The sequence below is a fragment of the Micromonospora sp. NBC_00898 genome, assembly GCF_045207895.1.
Classification (GTDB): domain Bacteria; phylum Actinomycetota; class Actinomycetes; order Mycobacteriales; family Micromonosporaceae; genus Micromonospora.
Map to the genome: position 1 here is coordinate 2,555,309 of NZ_CP108775.1, position 23,956 is coordinate 2,579,264.

At 71.1% G+C, this 23,956-nt stretch carries 26 protein-coding genes; 10 read left to right on the forward strand and 16 right to left on the reverse strand.

The window, feature by feature from the left end:
- Positions 1 to 95: 95 nt before the first annotated feature.
- Positions 96 to 488, reverse strand: a complete 393-nt coding sequence (locus tag OG799_RS12500) for a hypothetical protein (RefSeq protein WP_406045191.1) — start codon at positions 486 to 488, stop codon at positions 96 to 98.
- Between OG799_RS12500 and OG799_RS12505 the strand changes: the two genes are divergently transcribed.
- Positions 438 to 758, forward strand: coding sequence for an ATP-binding protein (locus OG799_RS12505; RefSeq protein ID WP_406045192.1), 321 nt, complete (start codon positions 438 to 440; stop codon positions 756 to 758). The genes OG799_RS12500 and OG799_RS12505 overlap by 51 nt on opposite strands.
- Before the next feature lie 136 nt (positions 759 to 894).
- Positions 895 to 1,443, forward strand: a complete 549-nt coding sequence (locus OG799_RS12510; RefSeq protein ID WP_406045193.1) for a YceI family protein — start codon at positions 895 to 897, stop codon at positions 1,441 to 1,443.
- 13 nt (positions 1,444 to 1,456) lie between these two features.
- Here the strand turns inward: OG799_RS12510 and OG799_RS12515 are convergent, their stop codons facing one another.
- Positions 1,457 to 1,879 carry an acyl-CoA thioesterase gene (locus OG799_RS12515; protein ID WP_406045194.1) on the reverse strand — a complete coding sequence of 141 codons (423 nt, stop codon included), beginning with the start codon at positions 1,877 to 1,879 and terminating at the stop codon, positions 1,457 to 1,459.
- A 198-nt stretch (positions 1,880 to 2,077) separates the two neighbouring features.
- Here OG799_RS12515 and OG799_RS12520 point away from each other — a divergent pair, with 198 nt between their 5' ends.
- Entirely contained in the window at positions 2,078 to 2,797 is a 720-nt protein-coding gene (locus OG799_RS12520) for a hypothetical protein (RefSeq protein ID WP_406045195.1), read from the forward strand.
- 131 nt (positions 2,798 to 2,928) lie between these two features.
- Here OG799_RS12520 and OG799_RS12525 read toward each other — a convergent pair whose 3' ends face one another.
- From OG799_RS12525 to OG799_RS12540, 4 genes are read right to left on the reverse strand one after another with little or no spacing between them, the layout of a single operon-like run.
- On the reverse strand, positions 2,929 to 3,942 hold the full coding sequence (locus OG799_RS12525; RefSeq protein WP_406045196.1) for an ornithine cyclodeaminase family protein: 1,014 nt from the start codon (positions 3,940 to 3,942) through the stop codon (positions 2,929 to 2,931).
- A gap of 54 nt (positions 3,943 to 3,996) precedes the next feature.
- Complete coding sequence (locus tag OG799_RS12530) at positions 3,997 to 4,200, reverse strand: zf-HC2 domain-containing protein (RefSeq protein WP_406045197.1); 204 nt, start codon at positions 4,198 to 4,200, stop codon at positions 3,997 to 3,999.
- Positions 4,190 to 4,852 (reverse strand): cytochrome b/b6 domain-containing protein, encoded by a 663-nt coding sequence (locus tag OG799_RS12535; protein WP_406045198.1) that lies wholly within the window; start codon positions 4,850 to 4,852, stop codon positions 4,190 to 4,192. The genes OG799_RS12530 and OG799_RS12535 overlap by 11 nt, the downstream gene beginning before the upstream one ends.
- Positions 4,853 to 4,856: 4 nt before the next feature.
- A complete protein-coding gene (locus OG799_RS12540) occupies positions 4,857 to 5,216 on the reverse strand; it encodes a hypothetical protein (RefSeq protein ID WP_406045199.1) in 360 nt (119 codons plus the stop codon).
- Between the two features lie 209 nt (positions 5,217 to 5,425).
- Here OG799_RS12540 and OG799_RS12545 point away from each other — a divergent pair, with 209 nt between their 5' ends.
- Together OG799_RS12545 and OG799_RS12550 are read left to right on the forward strand one after the other, a co-directional pair.
- Positions 5,426 to 5,941 (forward strand): RNA polymerase sigma factor, encoded by a 516-nt coding sequence (locus tag OG799_RS12545; RefSeq protein ID WP_406045200.1) that lies wholly within the window; start codon positions 5,426 to 5,428, stop codon positions 5,939 to 5,941.
- The gene (locus OG799_RS12550; RefSeq protein ID WP_406045201.1) at positions 5,934 to 6,632 is read left to right on the forward strand and encodes a hypothetical protein; all 699 of its coding nucleotides are present in this window, start codon (positions 5,934 to 5,936) and stop codon (positions 6,630 to 6,632) included. Before OG799_RS12545 ends, OG799_RS12550 begins: the two co-directional genes overlap by 8 nt.
- A 504-nt stretch (positions 6,633 to 7,136) precedes the next feature.
- Here OG799_RS12550 and OG799_RS12555 read toward each other — a convergent pair.
- From OG799_RS12555 to OG799_RS12565, 3 genes are all read right to left on the reverse strand, one after another.
- A complete protein-coding gene (locus OG799_RS12555) occupies positions 7,137 to 8,294 on the reverse strand; it encodes an acyltransferase (protein ID WP_406045202.1) in 1,158 nt (385 codons plus the stop codon).
- 204 nt (positions 8,295 to 8,498) lie between these two features.
- Complete coding sequence (locus OG799_RS12560) at positions 8,499 to 9,395, reverse strand: GNAT family N-acetyltransferase (protein ID WP_406045203.1); 897 nt, start codon at positions 9,393 to 9,395, stop codon at positions 8,499 to 8,501.
- Between the two features lie 67 nt (positions 9,396 to 9,462).
- A complete protein-coding gene (locus tag OG799_RS12565; RefSeq protein WP_406045204.1) occupies positions 9,463 to 10,191 on the reverse strand; it encodes a YqjF family protein in 729 nt (242 codons plus the stop codon).
- A 69-nt stretch (positions 10,192 to 10,260) separates the two neighbouring features.
- Between OG799_RS12565 and OG799_RS12570 the strand changes: the two genes are divergently transcribed.
- Positions 10,261 to 10,902 (forward strand): N-acetyltransferase, encoded by a 642-nt coding sequence (locus tag OG799_RS12570; RefSeq protein ID WP_406045205.1) that lies wholly within the window; start codon positions 10,261 to 10,263, stop codon positions 10,900 to 10,902.
- Between the two features lie 21 nt (positions 10,903 to 10,923).
- Here the strand turns inward: OG799_RS12570 and OG799_RS12575 are convergent, their stop codons facing one another.
- On the reverse strand, positions 10,924 to 11,256 hold the full coding sequence (locus tag OG799_RS12575) for a nuclear transport factor 2 family protein (protein ID WP_406045206.1): 333 nt from the start codon (positions 11,254 to 11,256) through the stop codon (positions 10,924 to 10,926).
- A 114-nt stretch (positions 11,257 to 11,370) separates the two neighbouring features.
- On the opposite strand from OG799_RS12575, the gene OG799_RS12580 reads away from it, so the two are divergent.
- Positions 11,371 to 12,657: an erythromycin esterase family protein gene (locus OG799_RS12580; protein ID WP_406045207.1), complete on the forward strand. Its 1,287-nt coding sequence runs from the start codon at positions 11,371 to 11,373 to the stop codon at positions 12,655 to 12,657.
- Positions 12,658 to 12,724: 67 nt separating this feature from the next.
- Here OG799_RS12580 and OG799_RS12585 read toward each other — a convergent pair whose 3' ends face one another.
- Genes OG799_RS12585 through OG799_RS12595 form a run of 3 tightly spaced genes read right to left on the reverse strand, consistent with a single transcriptional unit; the run spans position 12,725 to position 16,076 of the window.
- Positions 12,725 to 14,878: an FtsX-like permease family protein gene (locus tag OG799_RS12585; RefSeq protein ID WP_406045208.1), complete on the reverse strand. Its 2,154-nt coding sequence runs from the start codon at positions 14,876 to 14,878 to the stop codon at positions 12,725 to 12,727.
- Positions 14,875 to 15,555: an ABC transporter ATP-binding protein gene (locus tag OG799_RS12590; RefSeq protein WP_406045209.1), complete on the reverse strand. Its 681-nt coding sequence runs from the start codon at positions 15,553 to 15,555 to the stop codon at positions 14,875 to 14,877. The genes OG799_RS12585 and OG799_RS12590 overlap by 4 nt, the downstream gene beginning before the upstream one ends.
- Entirely contained in the window at positions 15,552 to 16,076 is a 525-nt protein-coding gene (locus OG799_RS12595; protein WP_406045210.1) for a PadR family transcriptional regulator, read from the reverse strand. The genes OG799_RS12590 and OG799_RS12595 overlap by 4 nt, the downstream gene beginning before the upstream one ends.
- Positions 16,077 to 16,302: 226 nt before the next feature.
- Between OG799_RS12595 and OG799_RS12600 the strand changes: the two genes are divergently transcribed.
- From OG799_RS12600 to OG799_RS12610, 3 genes are all read left to right on the forward strand, one after another.
- Entirely contained in the window at positions 16,303 to 16,959 is a 657-nt protein-coding gene (locus tag OG799_RS12600; protein WP_406045211.1) for a hypothetical protein, read from the forward strand.
- A 64-nt stretch (positions 16,960 to 17,023) separates the two neighbouring features.
- The gene (locus tag OG799_RS12605; protein ID WP_406045212.1) at positions 17,024 to 18,253 is read left to right on the forward strand and encodes a M23 family metallopeptidase; all 1,230 of its coding nucleotides are present in this window, start codon (positions 17,024 to 17,026) and stop codon (positions 18,251 to 18,253) included.
- Positions 18,254 to 18,538: 285 nt separating this feature from the next.
- On the forward strand, positions 18,539 to 20,389 hold the full coding sequence (locus OG799_RS12610) for a GH39 family glycosyl hydrolase (RefSeq protein ID WP_406045213.1): 1,851 nt from the start codon (positions 18,539 to 18,541) through the stop codon (positions 20,387 to 20,389).
- Positions 20,390 to 20,519: 130 nt separating this feature from the next.
- Here the strand turns inward: OG799_RS12610 and OG799_RS12615 are convergent, their stop codons facing one another.
- From OG799_RS12615 to OG799_RS12625, 3 genes are read right to left on the reverse strand one after another with little or no spacing between them, the layout of a single operon-like run.
- Positions 20,520 to 22,085, reverse strand: a complete 1,566-nt coding sequence (locus OG799_RS12615; protein ID WP_406045214.1) for a glucoamylase family protein — start codon at positions 22,083 to 22,085, stop codon at positions 20,520 to 20,522.
- A 31-nt stretch (positions 22,086 to 22,116) separates the two neighbouring features.
- Positions 22,117 to 23,022, reverse strand: coding sequence for a carbohydrate ABC transporter permease (locus OG799_RS12620; protein ID WP_406045215.1), 906 nt, complete (start codon positions 23,020 to 23,022; stop codon positions 22,117 to 22,119).
- Between the two features lie 4 nt (positions 23,023 to 23,026).
- Positions 23,027 to 23,956 (reverse strand): carbohydrate ABC transporter permease, encoded by a 930-nt coding sequence (locus OG799_RS12625; RefSeq protein ID WP_406045216.1) that lies wholly within the window; start codon positions 23,954 to 23,956, stop codon positions 23,027 to 23,029.

Sequence of the window (23,956 nt, forward strand, 5' to 3'; positions counted from 1 at the left end):
GTCCCTCGTCACCAGGACACGCGAGCGCACGCAGCGCGATTCGCGGCTGAGGGTGCGCTCGATCAAGCTTCGACTCGAGTATGAGGCCCGTGTGATCAGTAGTGGGCCAGGATCTGTGTGACAGGGTGGCCGAGAAGGACGGCCACGTCGGCGAGCTCCTGGTCGTCGAGTTCGTATTTCGCGCGAGTCGGGTTCATGGCGCTCACCTCGAATCGGGCGAAGCCGACCGGCCAGTCGTAGCGGAGCGCATCCAGCGAGACGACCGCGCCGCAGCACGGCACCGTGACGTCCAGGTTGTCGAAGCTCTCGCCATTTTCCTCGATCAGGTCGTAGAGCCACTCTAGGTCGATGTCCCCGTCGCAACCCGAGCACGTGATCCGGGTGGTGTTCTCGCCGGCGTCGATCAGGGTGACCCGGTCGTAGAACTCGTGGTCGACATGCTCGACGGCGTCGCCAGGGTCGGAGAAAAGCCGAGCGACGTAGGTCACGGCCGCGGTGGCGGCCTCGGGGCTGGGCTGCCAGTTCAGGTCAGTCGGAATCACACGGATGCACCCATCGCGCCCGAGGCGGTCGCGGGCCTGTTCGAGCCGTTCCGGCGGCTGCGGGACCGGACCGGCGACGGCGGCTTCGGGCTCGGCCTCGCGATCGTCGCCTCGATCGCGACGGCACACGGCGGCGAAGCAGCGGCCGGGGCACTGCCCGACGGCGGGCTGAGCGTGACAGTCAGCCTGCCCGCCCGGACCGGCCCGCCCGGCTGAACCGACCCCCTGGGCCACCCGGCCGCCGTCCAGGTAGTAGGCCGCCAAGATGCCCTGGACCGGCAGGAACGCGGCGACCAGCAGAGTTCGACCTGAATGCGATGAGGGCGGCGGTGATTCCGCGTACAGTTGGCGGGTGGCATTCACAACCGGCTGGTTGCGGTTCGGCTCGAACAACGGGCGGATGCTACTGCACACCAGCCGCAAGGGTGTCGGCTCGACCGTCGGGCACGACCTGACCATTGAGGTGACCGACTGGTCGGTGGAGCTGGACGTTCCCGAGACCGGGCCGGTGGACGCCACCGCGACGGCCCGCGTTGAGTTGGGATCCTTGGCCGTGCGGGAGGGCACCGGCGGTGCGCGACCGCTGACCGGCAGGGACCGGGGCGAAATCGAGAACAACGCCCGGCGCACGCTGGACGTCGGTCGCCACCCGACGGCAACCTTCGAGTCCAGCCGCGTCGTCACCGGCGACGACCACGCCACGATCAGCGGAACGCTCACTCTGCACGGGGTCGCCGCCCCCATCGACGTCGAGGTACGCGAGGTGACGCCCGACCGGTACCGCGCCGTCACGGTGGTGACCCAGTCGGCGTACGGAATCAAGCCGTACTCGGCCTTTCTCGGCGCGCTCAAGGTCCGTGACGACGTCGAGGTGGAGATCGAGGTCGACCTCGGACGTTGACCTGGCCCGGACCTCAGAGGTTGAGCGGCCCCAGGTCGGTGGCCAGTTCCTTGAACCGCTCCCGCGGGTTGGGCACCAGCCGCCGGGCTGACAGGTCGAGCAGCCCGCCGACCCCGGTCAGCGTCGCGACCTGAGTGCCGCCCGGACGGGTGTAGTCCTGGTCGATCTGGAAGGTCTTGCCCTCGCCCCAGCGGAACTCGCAGGACACGTCAAGCTCGTCCCCACCACGCAGCTCTCTCAGATATTTCAGGGTGACCTCCAGGGCCACGGGTCCCACTCCGTTGGCGATGAGCCGGTCCTGTGAGATGCCGGCAGCACGCAGGCACTCCCACCGGGCGTGCTCGCCGTACTGCAGGTACACGGCCTGGTTCAGGTGGCCCTGGGTGTCCAGCTCATAGCCGCGGACGGTGATGCGCACCCGGAACGGATCTCCCATGCACTCGAGCGTAGCCACCGACAAATCGGACGCCGCCTGCCGGGCGGTACTGGCATCGCCAAGACCTGGGGCGCTGACGCGGCGGACGAATCGCCCATAGTCGGATGAGGGTCTACTGATTTCGCGCCGAGGGCCGCTGTGCCAGGACGTCGGCCATCGCCGGTGGGCCCGGGCCTGACCCTTTGGCGACACCGCATCGTGAGCGAGAAACGACTGCCCGCGCTGGGGGTTTTCATCTTCCTGCCGCAGAGGTACGGTCCCCGGATGCGACATATCGGAACCTTGATAGCCGCGATCGTCATCGGTCCCTCGGCCTGGATTCTTCTCGCCATCGGACAGGACCGCTCGGTCCAGGCCTTCACCGCGGCGCAGACCAGCGGTGTCTTCGACACTGGTGACTTCGCTAGGACCGCGTTGCTGCTGCTGGCGGGTGGGATCCTCCTCGGGCTCATCGCCACCCTGCGATTTTCTCCGGTGGGCGCAGTGCTGACCGGGGTCGTGTACGCGGGCAGTTATCTCGCCATGCTGCCCCGCCCGACCTGGCTGCTGCACCTCCTCGGCCAGAAGGTGACCGTGGCAGGGCTGCACGCCGACCTGGCCATGCCGGTGCGGACCGGCACGACGCTGCTGATCGGGGCCGCGATGCTGGTCGCCGTGCTCAGCGTTCAGCGCTGGCGGCGCTGGCCGCAGCCAGCCGTCGACGCGCCCGACAAGGAACCTTCGGACGAATTTACTTCGCTTGCCACTCCAGAGCGCGATCGCCCGCTAGGTGCCGAAGGGCTCGGCCTGACGGCGGCAAGCCAGACCCCGCAGCCCGACTCGACCGTGGGCACCGGACCGCAGCCGGCCGGGGTCGGTGCGACGCACTGGGCGAACTCGCTGCGAAGCAACTCTTGGCCCCGGCGACAATCGGGCTGAACCGGCCCGCCCGCCGGCCCTGACGGACAGCGGGACAACAACGGTCACCGCTCGCCCCCGTAGAAGGATCACATCGCTTCCGCGGCGTTCACCCATGCGGCCAACACGCCGGCTGACCGCACCTCGCCGCATCAGGGGGTGCCGCCGTGCGCGGTGACGTAGCCGCGGTAGATCTCAGCGCCGACGACGAGGTCCTGCCACGGCATGCCGGTCCCCTTGAACAGCCTGGGTCCACCGGTGGGTAGCTGCACGCTGCCGGTCACGACATCGCGCAGCCGGTACAGATCCTCCTCGCGTACGACCCCGGCAGCCAGGGGGATGACGACGTCACCCGCCTCGCGCAGGACACTCGCACGGGATTCGACGACGACGCTCGCGCGGTTGACGAGCGTGTCATCGACCTCGCGCATACGCGGGGAGTGGGAACCGATCGCGACGACAACGGCGTCCGCCTTGACCAGGGTGCCGTCGAAGAGCGGCGCCGGTGCGCTCGTGCAGCAGCAGATGACGTCCGCCTGCGCCACCGCCGCTGCGGACGCGTCGAGGCCGGACGCCCGGACCAGGACGCCGGTGTCGGCGAGGTGCGCGGCGAGGCGGTCGCGGCGGGCGCGGTCGCGTCCCACCAACGAGACCTCGCTGATCTCGTGCAGGGCGAGCATGGCCTCGGCGTGTCCGCGCGCCTGCGGTCCGGTGCCGAAGACCGTGAGCCGGAGCGGTCCGGCCACCGTGCCGGGCAGGAGGTGTCGTACGGCGAGCGCGGAGACGGCAGGGGTGCGCAGGTTTGTCAGGGCGACGCCGTCGATGATGGCGGCCGCACGTTGCTCCGGACCTTCGAAGAGGAGGAAGGCCCCCTGGATGAGCGGCAGTCCGCGGCGGGGATTGTCCGGGGTGTTGGAGAGCACCTTCACGCCCGAGAAGCCGCCCAGGGTGGACGGCATGACGAGCAGTTCGCCGGCCTGGGTGGCCGCCCGAGAACGGGGAATGTCCTGCTCGGGATCGAGGCCGCCGCGAAGGGCGGTCTCCAAGGCATCAACCGCGTCCCGGATCGGGATCTCCCCGACGGCGCCTCCGGAGATCAGGTGCATCCCGGCGAATCGCCGGGCAGGAAAGCCGGTGCGAGTGGGATCCTCGTTGACCTCGTTCATGGTGGCTGACGCTATGCGAAGAACGTGAGGGAGCCGACGCTTCCCTTCAGTCGATCACGGATCGCATCGGGGGCACAGACCAAGCGGCACCGCTCGGTGCAGCAGGCCGGGCAGCGGCGCGAGGAGGATGAGTTCCTCCAGGCACACCGGGCACTGCCGCAGGTGGGCTTCGACCTCCGGTCGCTCGATCGGGTCGAGGGCGCCGATGAGCAGCGAGGCGACCGAGGACGCGAAAGTGCACACTGGCTCATTTCTCATGGTGTACTCCGCGTTGCCGATCGAGCCAGCCCGGCCAGACCCGCTCAGAGACCCGCAGTGGCAGGCGGCCACCGAGGTGCATGGCCCGGGCCACGCCGCGGTATCCGGGCGGGAGGCCGGCGGCGATGACGATGTGTCCGATGAGGACCGGCGTGATGAGGTACGTGGCCAAGCGGTGCACCCGTTGCAGCCAGACGAACCAGGGGCCGCCGGTGACCAGTGTCAACCCGATGCCGCTGCCGATCAGGGCCACGAACAGCCCGACCATCAGCAGGTTCGCGACCCGCTGTCCCGGGTCGAAATGGCCCTCGTGGCGGGCGAACCGGCCGGTCACGAGTGCGCCCGGCCAGCGGACGAACCACCTCAGATCCCCGTGGTCACGGCGCAGCGACTCGCGGACGAACGTGCGGGTGGCCCGTACCCCGAGCGTCACCGCGCCGGCAGCCAGTGCCGTCAGCACCCAGCCGGCATACCGGTGCAGGCTGGTGTCGGCAACCCCGGTCAGCCGGGCGACAGCACTGGGCTGCCCCTCCCGCCCGGCGACCAGCCACCAGCCGGTACCCAGCAGGACCAGCACGGTGAGATAGGTGAGCGCGTGAAACCACCGCGTGGTGCGGGAGTAACGCCGAACGGTGCCCGGGTCGGTGGCCATGCCGTCAGTAGCTGTACGGGTCGGTGCCGGACGTGGGCGACGTACCATCGCCTCCGGCGTTGGGCGAGGGCGCCGGCCCGCCGCCGCTCCCGACGGTGATCGGCGTGGTGGCTTCGGCCCCGGCAGGTGAGTGGTTGGCGTTGCGCAGCGACACGTGCATCGTGTGCTGCCCGGCGGGCGCGTCGGTGATCTGGGTGGTGTCCGACTCGACGATGAGGTAGTCGGATTCGTTGTCGTCGAACCAGATGTGCACGTGGTGCTGGCCGGACTCGCTGGGGCCGAGCGGCACGCTGCTGTCGACCTTGACGGTGAACGGGTTGGACACGGTCGCGCCGCTGACGGGCTCGACGACGATGACGGACACCTTGCCGCTGTCGCCCCCGGTCGCGCCGTTCGTTGAGGTACAGGCTGCCAGTGTGGCAAGCACTGCCACGCCTGTCGCAATCTTGAGTCTCATACCAGTACTACCCGCGCCCCCCGGGTGCGGGATTTCTCCAACGTGAGAGATCCCGCGTTGAACTGTCGTGCGTAGTACTAGGTGTGGGTGTCAGCGACGAGGCGCTCGTCGCCGGGATGGCGGCCGGCGACCCGCAGTCAACGGCGAACTTCGTGCGCCGCTTCCAGGCCCGGGTCTTCGGCCTGGCGGTGAGCATCGTCGGGGGCACGGCCACGGCCGAGGACGTCGCCCAGGAGGTGTTCGTGCGGGCCTGGCGGTACGCCGGCGGCTACGATCCCCGCCGCGGCGCGGTGTTGCCGTGGCTGCTGTCCATCACCCGGAATGCAGCGATCGACGCGATCCGGCTGCGCCGCGATCGCCCCTACGAGCCGGAGGTGCTGCTGGCGCTGCTCACCACTGCCGAAAGTGCCGCCACCGAACCGTCCGACGAGGTGGCCGACGCCGACCGGATCCGCGTCGCCCTGCGCGGGCTGCCGCCCGAACAGGCCACCGCCGTCGTCCTGGCGATCTTTCACGGACTCACCGCGAAAGAGATCGCCGAGCGGCGCGGCGTGCCGCTGGGCACCGTCAAAACCAGGATCAGGCTGGGCATGTCCCGGTTGCGCGATCATTTCGAGGTACGTGATGAGTGAGCTGCCACCGTGTCGCGACGTGCACGGCCTGCTCCCGGAGCTCGCGACCGGCGCGGCCGCCGGGGATGATCGGGCACGGGCGCTGGACCACGTCTCGCGCTGCCACGACTGCCGCCGAGAACTCGACCAGTTGACCACGACCGCGGATGCCGTCCTGCTGCTCGCGCCCGCCGTCGATCCTCCGCCGCGGTTCGAGAGCACCGTCCTCGCCCGGCTGGACGCGGCTGCCACGCCGCCACCCCGGCGGCGGCTCCTGGCCCGTCGGCGAGTCGTGGCGGCCCTGGCGTTTGCGGTTTCCGTGCTGGTCGCCGCCGGCGGCGGGGCGCTGTTCGTGCAGTCGCGCACCGCGGAGGACCGGCGTCTCGCCGACCAGTACCGGCACACGCTCGCTGTCGCCAACGGTCGTTACCTGAAGGCAACCGCCCTCACCACTGCAGACGCACGACCGGCCGGCACCGTCTTCCTCTACCAGGGGAACCCGTCCTGGCTGCTGGTCACCGTCGCCGCCGCGCCCGCCGACGGCGCCTACGCGGTCCTCGCCGTCGACCGTGCCGGCGCCGCGCACGCGATCGGCACCTGCCAGATCATCAACCGCACAGGGACTTTCGGATACCGGCTCCGAATGGCGGTCGCCGAGGTCAGCGAGATCCGCCTCCAGTCGGCCGACGCCCTGCTGCGCGCCACCCGGTGACGTGGCCCCGGAGACGATTACCGGGGTCGACCGTCTCTCCCGGCGCGGCGCCCTGTACGGCCGCTGGCAGTAGCAACGCGACCACGCCGTCCGCCCTGGCCGCGGCCGCCGACGACTACCCCGTCCGGGCACGAGCCGCACCCCCGTCGCCGACGGCTGATTCCGCGCCGCGACCCGCCATCAGCCGCCACGTTCCTACGGCCGGATGTCCAGGGCGCCGATCAGGCCATCCCGCGTGGTGAAGCGGTGGCGCAGCCGGACCGGCCTGCCCGGGAAGGTGCCCGACACGAGCGTGGTCACCACGAAGTTGCCACCGGCCTGTCTTCCACGGTTTCCGGTAGGGCTTTGTAGTCGAACTCGGCCGCGGTCCGCTCGCGCCAGCCACTCCCGATGCCACCTTCCCACGCGTACGGGCACGCCAGCAGACCCGTGGAGCAGGGGATCGCCGGTGGGCGCGGGCAGTCCCGCCGCCGTCATCGACTGCAGCGGCTGCGCGACGGTCGGCTACAGGAGCCGGCCGAGCCGAGTGCGCGCGATGATCAGCCATCCGAGCCAGAAGCAAGCCGGAACGCCTAGCGCCCCCACCGCGAGGGCCTTGGCCTCAGCCGGCAGGGGTAGTGGCCGGCCCGCAATCGCCAAGATCAGCAGCACGGGTCCCTGCAAGGCGAATGCGGCGTACGAGGCGCGGCCGCAGGCCACCGAAAGCCGTCCGCCGTTCAGTAGGTGACGCTGCGCCGCGCCGAGCGCCCACACCGATCCCGCAACCACCAGGCAGGCCTCCACGCAGGCCAGCAGCAGCGCCTGCCAATGCCAGCCGCCGAGGAACGGGGTGGCGGCCTCGGCGAGACTCGACACACCCAGCGCGACAGCCAGTACCGCCACGGCCGCCAGCGTGACCGCCACGGCGAGGCCGCAGGCGTGCCGTACGCCCTCCGGCACGCTGCCGACCCACCCGCGCCGCGCGACCACGACGCCCAACCCGAACATCGCAAGGCATTGCGGCCACTGCCACAGGTGCAGATCCAGGATCTGCGTGCTCCGGGCGGGGAACCACAGCCGGATCACGAACGAGGCGACCGCGACGGCGGCGGCAAGCGCAACCAACTGGCCACCGCCGAACGGCCCTGGCTCGGGACGAGGTTGCCGACGCAGCCGGGTAGCGGCCCAGCTCCATGCCGCGTATGCGAGCGAGAAGTACAGCAGCACTTCGGCGAACCACAGTGGGCCGGAATCCAGCAAGGGTTGGCGGTGCGTGAAGGCCCACCAGTACGACACGCGGTAGGCGGCCGCGCGGTACGCAGCCCACATGAACAGCGGCCAGATCAGTCCCATGAAACACAGGAACGGCACACCGAGCCGCAGGGTCCGATCGCCCGCGAACCGTGCCGGCCCCTTGCGAGCAACGGCGGCAGGCGAGAACAGCCCGGCCAAGAAGAAGAATGTGCCGACGACGAAGAGTGCTGACGGGCCGATCAGGATGGCCAGCACCCACTCTGGTCGACGATCGAACGTGACCTCGTTTACCTCGTCGTAGGGCCAGCCGCCGATCGACGAATAGCCGAGCAGCGCGTGTCCGGCGATGATCCACGCGACCATGGCGGTCTTGAGGTTGTCTATCTGAGGCAGGCGCTGCAATCGTCGGGCCTGGACGACCGTGGACATATGTGGATTCTCTCCGGCGCGGGCCAAGACATCGATGGGGCCCATGGGCGAAACATTTGGCCGGGTGACCGGTGCACAAAGCCGGAGTGAGCGATGAACTGGCGAAAGGTATTCGGCCTGCTCGACGGCAGCACGAACGACAGGTCCTTGCCAGCGTTCCAGCGGCTTTCCTCGTGCTTGCGCGACGGAGGGCCACGTGCGCCGTCACGGCGCGAGGTGCTTGCCGAACCAGTGGTGGGCGTAGTACTCGGTGCTGTACGGCTCGATCTCGCGGTAGCCAGCCGAGCGGTACATCGCGATCGCCTCGGTGAGGTTGCGGTTGGTGTCCAGCCGGACGGCGGTCCAGCCACGCTCGGCGGCGTATCGTTCCAGCTCGCCCAACAACCGCCGCCCGATCCCGAGCCCGCGTACGGTGTCTGCCACCCAGACACGCTTGATTTCGGCGGGTGCGCCGCGGTGGAGCTTGACCGCGCCGCAGCCGACGGGCTCGGCGTTGAGGGTGGCGAGCAGGAACACGCCGGCGGGCGGGACGAGCTCCTCGTCGTTGACCGGCTTGCTCAGTGCCGGGTCGAACCCGTCGTCGAACCGCCGCGCGACTTCCCGGGCGTAGGCTCGCACGCACGCCCGGGCCCGCGGGTCGCCCGGCGGGCACGGCTCGACGATCACCATCGAGGCGATGAGCAGCCGCTCGACCTCGGCCATCGCCGCGACGAGCCGTTCGCGGCGGTGCTCGGTGAGCGGCTCGAGGATCGACCAGGCGAACTCGTCGGAGCGCATGTCGAGCTCAGTCCACTCGGCCCGGCCGGCGTCGGTGAGGGCGGCGGCTCGTACCCGCCCGTCGCCGCCGACCTGGTCGGCGGGCCCGACGGTGACGAGACCGTCGCTTTCGAGGGTGCGTAGGAGCCGGCTGAGATACCCCGAGTCCAGCCCGAGCCGGGCCCGTAGTGCCGCGACTTCGGCGCCGCTGGGGCCGATTTCCCACAGCAGGCGTGCCTGAGCAAGGGAGCGTCCACGGGTCATGTACTCGTCGTCGAGCGCCCCTACCCGCTGTGTGACCGCCCGGTTGAACCGCCGGACGGCGGCGATGAGCTCCGATTCCATATACCTGACTTTAGTCAGGCATATGGAGCCGGCACCAGACCGCAGGTGCAGGTCCTGAAGGCCAGGATCAGCGCCCGTCCAGCCGATGCCACCTTCCCACCCGTACGGGCACGCCAGTAGACGCGTGGAGCAGGGGATCACCGGTGGGCGCGGGCAGTCCCGCCGCCCTCAGCAGGTCCTGGTCGAGCCGAAGCAACTCGGCCTCGCGCAACGGCCACTCGGGGTGCGCCACCTCGGCGGTGGCAAGCCGACCGGAGACAACCGTGAACAGGCGATACCGGGCGGTGAGGAAGTGGGTCAACTCGTCGCGCTGGGTCTCCTCCAGGTCCGGTCCCAGCCGCACCTCGGCGTCACACCGCGACCCTCGCGGGCCGGGCCAGCGGCGCTCGCAGGCATAGGCGACCTGGTCGCCGGTGATCCGTACCGCCATCTTCGACAGGAAGTAGGGCAACCGGTAGCCGGCCCGGGCGGCCAGGACCGCGGGCAGGCGGGCCGCGTCCAACGACAGGAACCAAATCCCACTCCGGCCCCGCCGGTCCTGGACGTACGTCCGGACGTTGGTCTCGGGAAAGCTCGACAACCACGGTACGGCCGGCAGCGCCGGCGCCCGAACCTCCTGCATGAGGAACGGCGTCAACCCGACCCAGGCCGACCCGTCGAAGGTTTCCACCGCCAGCCCGGGCGGCAGCATCGACTGCAGCAGTGACGGCGGACAGCGCCAGTGGATGAACGTTATCCAGCTCCACCGGTGACACATCACGGGTCGCGCCACCATCGGCGACGGCGGAGCCTTCATCGGCACTGTCCCTTCAGGCGCTGATGCGGAACACTCGATCAGGTGCCCGCCGACAGCCGGGACCGCGAAATGAGGTGCGGTGCACGGCTCGGCGCCCACGACCTCTACCCCGAGTTCGTGTTCGCCGCCGTCGACACGGCTGACCCGGGTCGCGCCGTCGCCCGGGCGTACGCCGTGCCGTTGCGCTGGACGGAGCCGGAGCTTCCCGACGGCGGTTGGGACCGGGCGATCCAGCGGGCCGCCATCACCCGACTCACCGGCGCCACCCCGCACATCGTCTCGGCCATCGAGATCTGCGTCCGACCCGACCGGCGCGCCGCCGGGCTGTCCGCGCTGATGCTCGCGGCCATGCGCCAGGCCGTCGCGAAACTGGGCTACGACACCCTGGTCGCGCCGGTCTGCCCGAGCGGCAAGCACACCCGACCCGACCTGCCGATGAGCGAGTACGCGGCGCAGGTCCGCGAGGACGGTCTGCCGGTCGATCCGTGGCTGCGGGTGCACCTACGCGCCGGCGGACGCATCGAGCGGGTCGCCACCAGATCGATGATGATCAGTGGAATTCTCGCGGAGTGGCGCCGCTGGAACGGCCTGCCGTTCGACACCAGCGGGCCGGTTCGCGTGCCGGGGACGCTCGTGCCGGTGCACTGCGACGTGGCGCACGACCACTCCGTCTACGTCGAGCCCAACGTCTGGGTCAGGCACCGGCTGTAGGCCCGGATCGCGGGCGAGTTACTACGGCCGGATGTCCAGGGCGCCGATCAGGCCGTCGCGGATCGTGAACCGGTGGCGCAGCCGCACCGGGCTGCCCGGGAAGGTGCCCGAGACGAGGGTGGTCACCACGACGTTGCCCCCGGCCTCCTCCTGCACCGACTCCGGTACGGCGTTGTAGTCGAACTCGGCCGCGGTCCGCTCGCGCCAGGCCCGGATCGCCGCCGGGCCTTGGTAGGTCCGGTCCTCGTCGGCGACGATCGCGTTGTCGGTGAAGCAGGAGATGAAGCCGTCGATGTCGCTTTCGCCGATCTGCCGGTAGTAGCGATCGACCACGTCGGGAACGGTGCTGGTCATGTCGCCCTCCTCGCGTGTCGCGGCCGGCGTACCCGACAGGACACCGGTCATTCCCGCCGGTGCCGGTCGACGGTGGCTCGCATGGCCCACGCCGCAACGGGTACGCCGGGGACGATGGGACGCTACGACGACGAGGTGACCGGGCTCGCGGCGCCACTGGTCGACCCGGGGGACCTGGACGTGCTGCTGGACCGGGTCGGTGACGCCCGGGTGGTGCTGCTCGGCGAGGCCAGCCACGGCACGCACGAGTTCTACACGTGGCGCGCGGCGATCAGCCGGCGGCTGATCGAGGAGAAGGGCTTCTCGTTCGTCGCCGTCGAGGGCGACTGGCCCGACTGTGACCGGGTGGACCGCAGCGTGCGCTGCCTGCCCGACGCGCCCACCGACCCGCGGGAGGCGCTCGTGACCTTCGACCGCTGGCCGACGTGGATGTGGGCCAACGAGGAGGTCGTCGACTTCACCCGCTGGCTGCGCGCCCGCAACGCGCGGGTGGACGAGGTTGCCCGGGCCGGTTTCCACGGTCTGGACGTGTACTCGTTGTGGGAGTCGCTGCGCGAGATCCTCACCTGGCTGCGCGAGCACGACCCGGAACAGGTGCCGGTGGCGTTGGCCGCCTACGGCTGCTTCCAGCCCTACGACGAGGACCCGCAGCAGTACGCGCTGGCAACCCGGCTCGTGCCGACCAACTGCGAGAATGAGGTGGTGGACCTGCTCGTCCGGCTCCGCGAGCGGGCCGCGGCGGACGGCGCGGGCCGCTTCGGGGCCTGGCAGAACGCCGAGGTCGTGGCCGGGGCCGAGCGCTACTACCGGACGATGGCACGCGGTGGCCGGGAGTCGTGGAACGTCCGCGACCGGCACATGGACCACACGCTCGACCGGCTCCTGCAGCAGTACGGGCCGGGTGCGAAGGCGGTGGTCTGGGCGCACAACACGCATGTCGGTGACGCCCGCGCCACCGACATGGTCGATGCCGGCGAGGTCAACATCGGCCAGTTGGCCCGGGAACGGTACGGCGCGGACCAGGTCGTGCTGGTCGGCTTCGGCACCCACCACGGCACGGTCGTCGCCGGCGACGCCTGGGGCGCGCCGATGGAGGTGATGCCGGTGCCGCCCGGGCGTCGGCACTCGCTGGAGGAGGCCCTGCACGGCGCCGCGCCGTCGCAGGCCCTGTTCGTCTTCCCCCGCGACGGCCGGCCCGACCTGCTCACCCACGAGCTCGACCACCGGGCGATCGGCGTCGTCTACCACCCCGAACGGGAGAGCTGGGGCAACTACGTCCCGACCGTGCTCGGCGACCGCTACGACGCCTTCTGCTGGATGGACGAGTCCCAGGCCGTCCGGCCGCTGCGCGTCCGGCCCGTCAGCATCGCCGAGCCCGAGACGTACCCTTCCGGCGTCTGACGGCGGCAGTCTCTCGCGTCGTCGCCGCCGCAGCCGGTCAGGGCTGCGGCGGCGACGGGCCCCGGAACTATTCGCTGCGGGCGGTCTCCGGTCCAGTGATGCGTTCCAACAGCGGCAGGGTGGAGGCGATGATGCCGAGGCAGGCCGCCAGCCCGACGACGACGATCACGTAGAACCCCACACTCGGCGCGGTGAGCGTGTAGTGCATCTGCGCCTTGAGGAACAGTTGCGCGGCGAGGAAGCCCATCCCGACCGCGACCACGGCGACCGCGAGCATCGGTACGGCGCTCTCGAGCGCGACCACGCGGCGCAGGACCCGCACGGGCGCACCGCTGAGGCGGAGCAGGCTGAACGGGCGCTTGCGCTCGGTGAGACCACCGACCACGCTGACGGCGAGACTGCAGCCGGCGAGCGCGAGGCTGGCGATGATGATGACGTTGGCCAGTTGTTCCCAGCCACGCAGCTGATCGGCGAAGTCCGACTCGAAATCACCGGGAGCGTGCGGGGCCACCCAGAAGGTTGGAAACGCGAGCGAGAGGACCGTGCGCGACCGCTCCAGTGCGGCCGCCGAACCGTCCGTGCCGACGACGATCGATACCACCGGCAACCGCTGGAGGTCCTCGGCGGAGACGGATGCGGCGGGCCAGATCCTCGTGGAGGACGCCGACTCGCGGTAGGGGATGAAATTGTCCGCCACGGTGGCCACGGTGGCGCCGTCGGTGCACCGGCCGTAGGCCTTCGGGATGTCGGTGCACGCGATCACGCCGGGCTCGCCGTCCCTGACTGGGTTCAGGTGGATCACGGTGGCGCTCTGGACGCCCGGGATCGAGCGCAGCTCGGGCAGGAGTGTGTCGGGCACTGAGGGCGGGTCCCCGTAGAAGGCGGTGGATATGGTGCCGGCATCCGTCGAGCCGATCGGCGCCGGGCCACGATTGGCGACGATCGTGGTGATCACGCCGACGGCCACGCTGGTGACGAAGAGCGCGAGCATGATGCCGCTGATCGCCCGGAAGCCGGCCTTCGGGTTGTCGGCGAGGCGGCGCGCGGCGATGAGGGTGGCGGGCCGGCTCGCGCGCCGCGCCATGACCCGGGCGCCGACCATCGTCAGCCAGGGGCCGGCGAGGACCAGCCCGGCCATGATGAGCAGGAGCCCGGGCAGGAACACCGCGGTCTGTCCGTCCGATGTCTCGGGCCGGTGACCGATGGCGAACGCCAGCACGGCGACGCCGAGCACGAGCGGGATCAGCCGGTACGCGCGCGGGGCGCGTGGGGTGCCCCGCCGGGTGACGCCGAGCGGCGAGATCCGCACGCGGCGCAGCGAGACCTGCGCCGCCACCGCCGCTCCGGCCGGGACGCCGAGCGCAACGAGCACGACGTCCAGCACGCCCAGCGACATGTCGTCGGGGAAGAACGACATGCCGGTGAACGGGATGCTCGCGAGCCAGCCACGGCACGCGAAGAACAGGATGAAGCCGAGGGCGGTCCCGGCGACGGCCGCGGCGGCCGCCTCGACCGCCGCGACCACCGAGATCTGCTTTGGCGTCGCGCCGACCAGGCGCATCGCGGCGAACCGTTGCTCCCGGCGGGCGGCGCTGAGCCGGGTGGCCATGCCGATGAAGATCAGCACCGGGAACAGCAGCCCGCCGGCGACCACGCCCAGGATGAGGTCCACCGTGGTCTCGGGGAGCGCGGGAATGTTGTCGCCGATGCTGGTGAGCTGCTTCGCTTGGGGTAGCTTGGCGACCGCGTCGGGGGTGCCGCCGACGATGACGAGCAGCACGTCCGGCGACGTCAACGCCGCGGAACCGATCGTGCCCAGGTCACGTCCGGGGTAGCGGTCGCCGAACTGGTCGGCCGGTTGGGCGGCGAGCAGCTTCTGCAACGACGGCGAGGCGTAGTACTCCCCCGGGCCCGGGGTCGTCGGAACGCCGATCGGGGTGGGCGCGTTCGGTCCGGTCGCGGCGACGTCGATGCGGATGATCTGCTTGCCGTGGAAGTAGTCTTCCCGCGTCGACCACAACAGTGGATCCGCGTCGCCGCCGGTGGACGCCTGGGGGTACATCGACGCGTACCGGGTGAGCTGCGCGTTGACGGCGTTGACCCCGGCGAGGGTGACCAGCAGCAACCCGGCGCCCACCGCGACGGCGGCGGCGATGATGACGAGGCGGGTGAGCGCCTCCCGGCCGCCCGCGATGGCGAGGCGTAGCCCGAAGCCGATCATGACGCGATCCGGTCCGGCGCGTTCACGCGCCCGTCTCGGACGATGACCTCGCGGTCGGCGTACGCCGCGACCCGTGGCTCATGGGTGACCAGGATGACCGTGGTGCCCTGCTCGCGGGCCGCGGCGACCAGCAGGTCCATGACCTGCTCGCCGGTGAGTGAGTCGAGCGCACCGGTCGGCTCGTCGGCGAAAAGGACCTCCGGCCCGGCGACCAGGCCGCGGGCGAGGGCGACGCGCTGCGCCTGCCCTCCGGACAGCTCACCCGACCGGCGCTGCTCCATGCCGTCCAGGCCGAGGCGCTCGAACCAGCCGTACGCCTTGCGCAGCGCCTCCGTCCGACGGACCCCGCTGAGCAGCAACGGCAGGGCGACGTTCTCCACCGCGGTGAGCTCGGGGACGAGCTGGCCGAACTGGAACACGAACCCGAAACGGTCCCGGCGCAGAGTGCTGCGCTCGTTCTCGGTCATGGCGTCGAGCCGGGCCCCGCCGAACAGGATCTCGCCGGAATCGGGCACGAGGATGCCGGCCAGGCAGTGCAGCAGCGTCGACTTGCCCGAGCCGCTGGGGCCCATGACGGCGAGGATCTCGCCCTGGTCCACGGCGATGCTCGCGCCCCGCAGCGCGGGGGTATGGCCGAACGAGAACTCCACGTTCCGGGCTTCGATCACGATGGTCATGGCCGCACCGTCTTCCTCAGGGCGTCCAGTCGGGCGCCGGTCATCTCGATCCACCGGAGGTCCGCCTCCAGGTGGTACAGGCCGTGGTCGGCGAGCAACGCGTCGACGAGGCTGCCGGTGCGCTTGATCTCGGTGAGCTCGCGCATCCGCTGCAGGTGTGCGGTGCGCTGGGTGTCGAGGTATTCGCCGGCGGGACGGTCCAGCATCAGCGCGAGCACGACCTTGGCGAAGAGCACCGTCTGCAGGTGCGGCTCCGGCTCGACCGGCTGGGTCAGCCACTGCTCGACCTCGGTCGCGCCCAGGTCCGTGATGATGTAGCGCTTCCGGTCGGGCCCCGCGCCGGGGCCGACCTCGCTGATCACCACCTTGCCGTCACGGGCCAGGCGGCTGAGGGTCGAGTAGACCTGGCCGTACGGCAGCGGCCTGCCCCGCCCGAAATAGGCGTCGTAGTCGCGCTTCAGGTCGTACCCGTGGCTGGGCTCGCGTTCGAGCAGGCCGAGAAGGGTGATGGGAACGCTCATGCCAGCAGACTACCCTCAGGGTATACCTCGCGTATATACCCTCAGGACATTCGTCAGTCCCCGGCAGGCCGCCCGGTCGGGCCCTGGCCACCAGCACCGTCACCAGCGTGTCGCCGGCGCAGTCGGTCGGTGCCGCAGGCGCAACAGTCGGCGTCGATGAAACCCACCGGAGGGACAGGACGGACAACGCCCGGCGGACGCCCGGCGGGCGGCCTACAGTGTGGGAATGTGGGAGTCGGTTGCCGCACCCGTGGTGAGCCTGTTGGCCGCCCTGGCCACCACTGCCCCAACGCCGACGCCGACGCCCGTCCCGCCGGTGGACGCCGCGCCGGTGCTGACGTCGACCCCGTTCGGCGCGCTGCCCGGGCAGCGGGTGACCCACACCATCACGATCTCCGGTGGTGGCACCCTCACCAACACCCGGGTCACGTTCACCACCACGGCTGATCTCGACGGTGCCACCGCCCGGGCCGAACCGGGCCGGTGCACGGCGTCGCCTCGTACCGTCGTCTGCGAGCTCGGCGACCTGCGGCTGGGCAGCGCACCGGCGGTGCCGCGGATCACCATCACCGGACGGGTCCGTCCGGGTGTGCCGCCGGGCACGGTGGTGCGCAACCGGGTCAGTGTCACCTCGCTGGAGTCGGCCGCGACGGGCGCCCAGTTCGCCAGCAACGCATATCTGCTCCCGGGGGCGACGGCCACGCCCACCGACCCGGCGCTGGAGTCGCCGGCCGTGGCGAGCGAGGTCACGCCGTCCGGCCGATCGACGTGGGTGCCGGCCGTCGCGGCGGTGATGGTGGCCGGCGCGATCGCCGTGGGTGCGCTGCTGACGCGTCGGCGGCGGCTTCGGCGGCACGACCCGCCGCCGCACGGCACGCTGTAACGAACAGGCCCCGGGATCCGATGTAGCAGAGGAACGCGAAACGGGTCGGCGGCAGGAGTACGGCATGGACCGACGGTGGCGGCGGCAGGGCACGCTGGCGACCGTCGCCGGGGCGGCGGCGCTGATGATGACGTCCCTCTGCGTGGAGCCCGGGGCGGCGACCGCTGCGCCGCAGACCTCGGGGCAGGGTCCGCTGCCCCTGCCGACCCTGCCCAGCCCGTCGCTGAGCGTGTCGCTGCCGCCGGTGACGCTGCCGCCCAGCACGCTGCCGACGGTCAAGCTGCCGACCCTGAAGCCGCCGACCGCCCCGTCGGCCACTCCGTCGACCGGGCAGCCGGCGCCGCCCGCGACCACCCCGCCGGCCGCCCGCACTCCACCGCGGGTGGGCGGCCCGGTCTCCCCCGGCCCCGGCGGCCCGATGGTGAGCCCCGGATCGGCCGCGGCGTTGATCGCCGCCGACCCCGGCGCCGACCTGTATCCGCAGCCGCCGGTGGACATCCCCGGCACGCCGCAGGCCCGCCAGGTGGCCGCCCTCGGCGACGTCCAGCACCGGATCCAGTACCTGCACAACATCCTCGCCCGGACGCGCGACGACCTGGCCAGGGTGCAGCACGGGCCGGATCCGGTGCTGCAACTGCTGACCGCGCTGACCACCGGCGGCGACGCCGACGCGGCGCCGCCCTTCGCCGTGGCGGACTCCGCGGACGTCGTGGACACCCCCACCGGCCGGGCTGTCGCCCTGTCCGGCGCGATCACCTCCGGTCAGGCCGAACTCACCCGTCGTCAGCAGGAGGAGGCGCGGCTCCGGCAGGAGATCAACCGTCGCGTACGGACCATGCCCGCCGTGCCGGCACCGGCCCGCGGCATCGCCGCAGCCGGTGCGGGCAAGGTCGGCCGTCCGCTGTCGGGCCGGCTCACCAGCGAGTTCGGCGACCGGTTCGACCCGTACTACCACGTGTGGCACCTGCACCCGGGGGTGGATCTCGCCGCCCCCGTCGGCACCCCGATCGTCGCGGCCGCCGACGGCCGGGTCTCCCGCGCCGGCTGGTACGGCGGCTACGGCAACTACACCTGCCTGGACCACGGCCGGGCGGACGGGCAACGGCTGTCCACCTGCTACGGCCACCAGTCCCGACTGCTGGTCTCGCCCGGGCAGCGGGTACGCGCCGGCCAGGTGATCGGCCTGGTCGGGTCGACCGGCGCGTCCACCGGACCGCACCTGCACTTCGAGGTGCGTCTCGGCGGCCGGCCCGTGGACCCGCTGCCGTGGCTCGCAGCGGCCGCCCCGGCCTGACGCCGCAACGCTCTGCTGCGCAACCCGGTGGTGGTGGCGTCCTCCGGGCCTGGCGACGCACCCGTCGACCCACCACTCAGGACGGAGGCGGGCCGGCCTATCGCCTGCTGAGCGGTCGTTCGCGAGGCACGGCGGTGACCGCCCGGGGCGTCCCGAGCCGGCACCTCTCGGCACGTCGGCCGGCCCTGCTGCGCCGGACACCGGTGACGAGCACCGCTCGAACTCGGTGCGGTAACCGGTTACAGTGCTCGGATCGGACCAACCGAGAGGCCTGGAGGTGTCCCGGTGACGAACGTCAACGACCAGCAGCCGTCCGCCCGATCCGACTGGGAGGCCCGCATCGCCCGTCATAGCGGCGACAGCGGCGGACGACCCGCACCGCAGCTCCCGTCGCCGGCCGGGCTGACCGTCGACGAAGGCGTCGGCCACGTCCGCATCTCCTGGCAGCCGGTGGACGGTGCCGTGGGCTACCTCGTGCACCGCGCCCCGCTGGTCGACGGCACTCCGGACGGTGATCTCACTCCGGTCGACCACCTCGGCGGTGACGTCCTCGCCGTGCCCGACACCTGGTATGTCGACACCACCGGCGAGCCCGGCCGGCAGTACGCCTACGCCGTCGCCGCCGTGCCGGAGGTGACCCTCACCGGCCCGCTGAGCGAACCGGCGCCGGGCACCGCCCAACCGGCCGGGGCCGACCCTCCGACGGTGTCGCTGCGGCTCGACGCCGCCGCCGAGGGCCGGCCGCTACCCCGGCCGTGGCGGCCGATGATCGGCAGTGAGCGACTGTCCCAGCTGCTGTGCCGGGACCTGTCGGGCGGCCGGGAGATCGGTCCCGAACTGCTGGCCGCGCTGCGCCGGGTCCACGACGAGATCGGCGTGGAGACCGTTCGGGCGCACGCGATCCTGCACGACGACCTCGGCGTCTACCGCGAGGTGGACGGAAAGCCGGTATACGACTTCCGTCGCGTGGACGAGGTCTACGACCTGGTCCTGTCCGTGGGCCTGCGACCGGTGGTCGAGGTCGGATTCATGCCCCGCGACCTCGCCACCGATCCCGGGCGTACGGTGTTCGACTACCGCGGCGTGATCTCCCCGCCGCGGGACTGGGACCGGTGGGGCGACCTCGTCCGCGCCCTCGTCACCCACCTGCTCGACCGTTACGGCGAGCAGGTGCTCGGCTGGGACTTCGAGGTGTGGAACGAGGCCAACCTGGAGGTGTTCTGGTCGGGCAGCCGCGAGGAGTGGATGCGGCTGTACGACGTCACGGCCCGCGCGGTCAAGGACGTCGACCCGCGCATCCCGGTGGGCGGCCCGTCCTCGGCGGCGGCCGGCTGGGTCGACGCGCTGCTGGAGCATGTCGCCGTCTCGGGCACGCCGGTCGACTTCGTCTCCACCCACACCTACGGCAGTCCCCCGCTGGATCTGCGCCCCACCCTGGCCCGGCTGGGCGTGCCGGACGCGCGGATCCTGTGGACCGAGTGGGGGGTGACCCCCACCCACTTCCACCCGGTCAACGACGGCGCCTCCGCCGCCGCGTTCCTGCTCACCGGGATGCGGTCGGCGGCGGGCCGGGTCGACGCGCTGTCGTACTGGGTGGCCAGCGACCACTTCGAGGAACTCGGCCGCCCGCCCCGCCTGCTGCACGGCGGCTTCGGGCTGATCACGGTCGGCGGCATCGCCAAGCCCCGCTACCACGCGTTGTGGCTGCTCGCCCAGCTCGGCGACACCGAGCTGCCGGTGACCGCCGGCGGCGACGGCGCGGCGGGCCTGGTGCAGACCTGGGCCAGCCGGCGCGACGACGGCAGCCTGGCGATCCTCGTCTGGAACAGCACGCTGGACCAGTCCAAGCGGGACGGCAGCGCGGCGCTGGCCCGCCGGGTCAGGCTGACCGTCGACGGTGCCGCCGGTCGGGCGGCGATGGTCACCCGGCTCGACCGGGAACACGGCGACGTCACCACCCTCGCCGAACGGCTCGGGCTCGGCGACTGGCCCACCGACGAGCAGTGGGAGGCGCTGCGCGCCGCCGACACCCTGCTGGCGGAGGAGGTGCGGCCGACGATCGACGGCGACGCCTGCGTCATCGACCTCGCGCTGCCGCAACCCGGCGTGGTGCTGGTTGAGGTCGCCGGCGCCTGACCGGAGCAGCGCGACCCCTCGCGCCCACGCCGGTCGGGGTCACGGCACCGCGGACCGGTCGTTGTCCGCGGCCGGAGCCGGCTAGGCTCCGGCCGCGGAACACCGACGGTCGGACGGGCCGCGGGACCCGCTACTGCCGCGCCGGTACGGAGAACTCCTCGATCCGCATCACCGGACGCAACAGCCGCTCGGCACCGCCCCGGCTGAACTCCTCCCGAAGGATGTCGCCGCCGTACAGATTGCCGAGCGCGGCCATGATCATGCCCTGGTCGAGCGCCAGGTACCGCTTCGCGACGGTGCCGCTGCGCACCGCCACCGAGTCGTAGAAGCCGCCGGGCCCGTAGCTGTCGAACTGGGTCCGCAGCCTGGTCAGTTCGGCCCGCGCATCGTCCGGCGCGTAGCGCATGGCGAGGAACACCGCGTGCGGGGTCACCACACCATCGCCGTACGCGGCGGGCAGCGGCTGGGCGGGCCGGCCGGGGCAACCCTCGAAGCCGTAGTCGACACTGGTGCGCTCTTCGTCGCTCGCGTAGCCGTTCGTGTCGAGCCCCATGGCGTCGACTCCGTACTCCCGGTAGCCGCCCTGGGGATCGGAGGCCGGCGAGAAGCCCCAGTGGCCGTATTTCGCGTCGTTCATGCCGTGCTCGATCTGACCGCGCACGTAGACCGGGTGGTTCCGGGCCCAACTGTCCGGGCCCCACTGCTCCTCGGGCACGAACATGTCCGGCATCAGAGCCTCGAACATGTCACCGCCCCAGGTGGGCACGAACTGCAGCCCCTGGTAGCGGTAGGCACCCTCGAAGACCGGCACGCCCTGGTACTCCCGCCACTGTCCGACCGGACGCATCTCCTGCCAGGACCAGTCGCAGGTGTCCGGGAAGGTACGCCAGGGCGCGAAGTAGTGCGCGGGCGGCACCTGGCCGAGCGCGATCGCCACGTAGCTGATCATCCGGGTCTCACTGTTGAAAGCCCCGTAGGTGTGGCAGGTGTAGTAGACGTCCGGACCGCGGTGTTCGTAGTTGCCCTTGGTCGAACAGCCGGGAGGCGGCTCGACCCAGAAGCCGCCGCGCATCAGCCCGACCGGCACGTCCGGCCCCCGCGCCTGCGAGTCGTAGTAGAAGCCGAAGTCCATGGCGTCGAGCAGCGGGTCCGACTTGTGGCGCAGTTGCGGCACTGCGTTGTGCACGATCATCAGGGCGGCGGCGAGCCAGGCGTTGTCGACGCTGGACACGAAGGGATAGACGGTCGAGCCGTTCTCCGGCCAGGTCCGCAGCAGTTGCAGGGTGGCCGGGTCGTACCAGTTGTAGAACATGCCGGAGTCGGGGTGCCGCTCCAACCCGGCGAGCGAGTCGAGGGCGCGCCCGATGCGCTGCACCTGCTCCTGCTCCGAGATGACATGCAGCTTCCGAGCGGCGATCGCCGACCAGATGTACGCCCCGATGTTGGTGGGCGAGGTGTACCGGGCGCGGCTGGCGGCCGAGAGGTCGCCACCGATGTTGTCGGCCGGCAGCCCCGTACGTGGGTCGGCCATCGCGGCCATGGACCGCCAGGTGTCGGCCGCCCAGGGAACGGAGCCGGGCAGGCCGGCCCCGGCCGACGAGTCGGCTGGTGGTGCGGCGGCGGCGCTGGCCGCGCCGGACGCTGCGAGGGTGAGGGCGAGCGCCGCCGCCAGGGCGACGCGGGCGGGACGGATCATTGGCTACCTCCGGAGATGAGTTCCGGGTCCACTACTTGAGGCCGGTGGTGGCGATTCCACGTACGAAGTGCCGTTGCAGCAGGAGGAAGACGATCAGCACGGGCAGCACCACCACGACGGAGCCGGCGAGCAGCAGCCCGAACCTGGTCTGGTTCTGGCCCACGCTGAACAGGGCGAGGGCGACCGGCAGGGTGTACTTGTCCTCGGTCGTGGCCACCACGAGGGGCCACAGGAAGCTGTTCCAGAAGGTGAGGAAACTGAGGATGCCCAGTGCGGCGAGCGCCGGACGGCACAGCGGCAGGACGACGCGCAGGAAGATGCGGACCTCGCCGGCGCCGTCCACCCGCGCCGACTCGATCAGCTCGTCGGGGATGGACTGCATGAACTGACGCATCAGGAACGCCCCCAGCGCCCAGGCCAGGAACGGCAGCACCAGGCCGGCGTAGGTGTTGGTCAGGCCCATGTTGGCGACCAGCACGAACAGCGGGACGAAAGTCACCATGCCGGGGACCATCACCGAGCCCAGGACCAGCCCGAACAGGGCCCGCCGGCCGGGAAAGCGGAGCTTGGCCAGGGCATAGCCGACCGCCGAGCAGAACAGCAGATTCCCGAGGGTGATCAGCGCGGCGACAATTGCCGAGTTCAGGAAGTACGTCGGGAAGTTGAGGCGGGCGAACAACTCCCGGTAGTTGTCGAGCGTCGGATGGTGCGGCCACCAGGTCGGTGGCACGAGCCGGATCTCGCCTTCCGGCTTCAGCGACGACAGCAGCATCCAGAGGAACGGGCCGACCATGACGATCAGCCCGATCACCAGCAGCACGTGCAGGACGATGGTGGCGACCCGGTCGCGAGGGCGCCGAGCCCTCCGTCGCCCGACTGCCTCCGGCGTCCCGGGCGAATGTTGCCGCCGGCCGGGCGTGGTCACCGATGTCGACATCGGGTCACCTTCCCTCTTCGGAACGGAGCAGCCGGAACCACAGGATCGACATCAACACGATCACCAGGAACAGCACGTAGCTCATCGCCGACGCGTAGCCGTAGTTTCCGAAGCCGAACTGGTTGTAGATGTGGTACGAGACGGACAGCGTGGAGTTGAGCGGGCCGCCCCGGGTCATCACCAGCGGCTCCTCGAAGAACTGCAGGTAGCCGATGGTGGAGATGACTCCGACGAAGAGCAGCGTGGGTCGCAGCGCGGGCAGCGTCACGTACCGCAGTTGCTGCCAGGCGGTCGCCCCGTCGATGCGCGCCGCCTCGTACAGCTCCTGCGGGATGGCCTGCAGACCGGCCAGGAAGATCACCATCTGGTAGCCGAGGTTGCGCCAGGCGGCCATGACGATCAGCGACGGCAGGGCGAGCCGGGTGTCGTAGAGCCAGTTCGGCCCGTGCACGCCGACCAGGCCGAGCAGGCCGTTGACCAGACCGGAGTCCGGTTGGAGCAGGAAGCGCCAGACCACGGAGATCGCCACGATGCTGGTCACGACGGGTAGGTAGTAGCCGACCCGGAACAGGGACCGGAACCGGGTCAGGCCCGAATTCAACCCGAGCGCCGCCGCCAGTCCGGCCACCATCGTCAGCGGCACACCGGCGAACACGAAGATGGCGGTGTTCACCGCAGCCTTGACGAACACCTCGTCATGCAGCAGCCGGCTGTAGTTGTGCACCCCGACGACGTTGACGCCGAGCGGGTTGCGCAGGTCGGCGCTGCGGATATCGGTGAAGCTCATCAGCAGCGAGGCGAGCACAGGCCCGGCCATGAAGACCACGAACAGGACGGTGAAGGGAAGGGCGAAACCCCAGCCGACCGCGGCCCGGCGGAGGCGCAGGACACTGCGCCCCCGCCGGGTGGACGCGTCGGACGCGACCGCGGTCAT

What these genes read in the sequence shown, in the direction of transcription:
- OG799_RS12620 (WP_406045215.1), bottom strand. Translation starts at nt 23,022, where the DNA reads ATGTCGACATCGGTGACCACGCCCGGCCGGCGGCAACATTCGCCCGGG.
- OG799_RS12565 (WP_406045204.1), bottom strand. Translation starts at nt 10,191, where the DNA reads ATGAAGGCTCCGCCGTCGCCGATGGTGGCGCGACCCGTGATGTGTCAC.
- OG799_RS12570 (WP_406045205.1), top strand. Translation starts at nt 10,261, where the DNA reads ATGAGGTGCGGTGCACGGCTCGGCGCCCACGACCTCTACCCCGAGTTC.
- OG799_RS12525 (WP_406045196.1), bottom strand. Translation starts at nt 3,942, where the DNA reads ATGAACGAGGTCAACGAGGATCCCACTCGCACCGGCTTTCCTGCCCGG.
- OG799_RS12545 (WP_406045200.1), top strand. Translation starts at nt 5,426, where the DNA reads ATGGCGGCCGGCGACCCGCAGTCAACGGCGAACTTCGTGCGCCGCTTC.
- OG799_RS12595 (WP_406045210.1), bottom strand. Translation starts at nt 16,076, where the DNA reads ATGAGCGTTCCCATCACCCTTCTCGGCCTGCTCGAACGCGAGCCCAGC.
- OG799_RS12615 (WP_406045214.1), bottom strand. Translation starts at nt 22,085, where the DNA reads ATGATCCGTCCCGCCCGCGTCGCCCTGGCGGCGGCGCTCGCCCTCACC.
- OG799_RS12605 (WP_406045212.1), top strand. Translation starts at nt 17,024, where the DNA reads ATGGACCGACGGTGGCGGCGGCAGGGCACGCTGGCGACCGTCGCCGGG.
- OG799_RS12600 (WP_406045211.1), top strand. Translation starts at nt 16,303, where the DNA reads ATGTGGGAGTCGGTTGCCGCACCCGTGGTGAGCCTGTTGGCCGCCCTG.
- OG799_RS12555 (WP_406045202.1), bottom strand. Translation starts at nt 8,294, where the DNA reads ATGTCCACGGTCGTCCAGGCCCGACGATTGCAGCGCCTGCCTCAGATA.
- OG799_RS12590 (WP_406045209.1), bottom strand. Translation starts at nt 15,555, where the DNA reads ATGACCATCGTGATCGAAGCCCGGAACGTGGAGTTCTCGTTCGGCCAT.
- OG799_RS12535 (WP_406045198.1), bottom strand. Translation starts at nt 4,852, where the DNA reads ATGGCCACCGACCCGGGCACCGTTCGGCGTTACTCCCGCACCACGCGG.
- OG799_RS12575 (WP_406045206.1), bottom strand. Translation starts at nt 11,256, where the DNA reads ATGACCAGCACCGTTCCCGACGTGGTCGATCGCTACTACCGGCAGATC.
- OG799_RS12560 (WP_406045203.1), bottom strand. Translation starts at nt 9,395, where the DNA reads ATGGAATCGGAGCTCATCGCCGCCGTCCGGCGGTTCAACCGGGCGGTC.
- OG799_RS12625 (WP_406045216.1), bottom strand. Translation starts at nt 23,956, where the DNA reads ATGACCGCGGTCGCGTCCGACGCGTCCACCCGGCGGGGGCGCAGTGTC.
- OG799_RS12515 (WP_406045194.1), bottom strand. Translation starts at nt 1,879, where the DNA reads ATGGGAGATCCGTTCCGGGTGCGCATCACCGTCCGCGGCTATGAGCTG.
- OG799_RS12580 (WP_406045207.1), top strand. Translation starts at nt 11,371, where the DNA reads ATGGGACGCTACGACGACGAGGTGACCGGGCTCGCGGCGCCACTGGTC.
- OG799_RS12585 (WP_406045208.1), bottom strand. Translation starts at nt 14,878, where the DNA reads ATGATCGGCTTCGGGCTACGCCTCGCCATCGCGGGCGGCCGGGAGGCG.
- OG799_RS12505 (WP_406045192.1), top strand. Translation starts at nt 438, where the DNA reads ATGCTCGACGGCGTCGCCAGGGTCGGAGAAAAGCCGAGCGACGTAGGT.
- OG799_RS12550 (WP_406045201.1), top strand. Translation starts at nt 5,934, where the DNA reads ATGAGTGAGCTGCCACCGTGTCGCGACGTGCACGGCCTGCTCCCGGAG.
- OG799_RS12530 (WP_406045197.1), bottom strand. Translation starts at nt 4,200, where the DNA reads ATGAGAAATGAGCCAGTGTGCACTTTCGCGTCCTCGGTCGCCTCGCTG.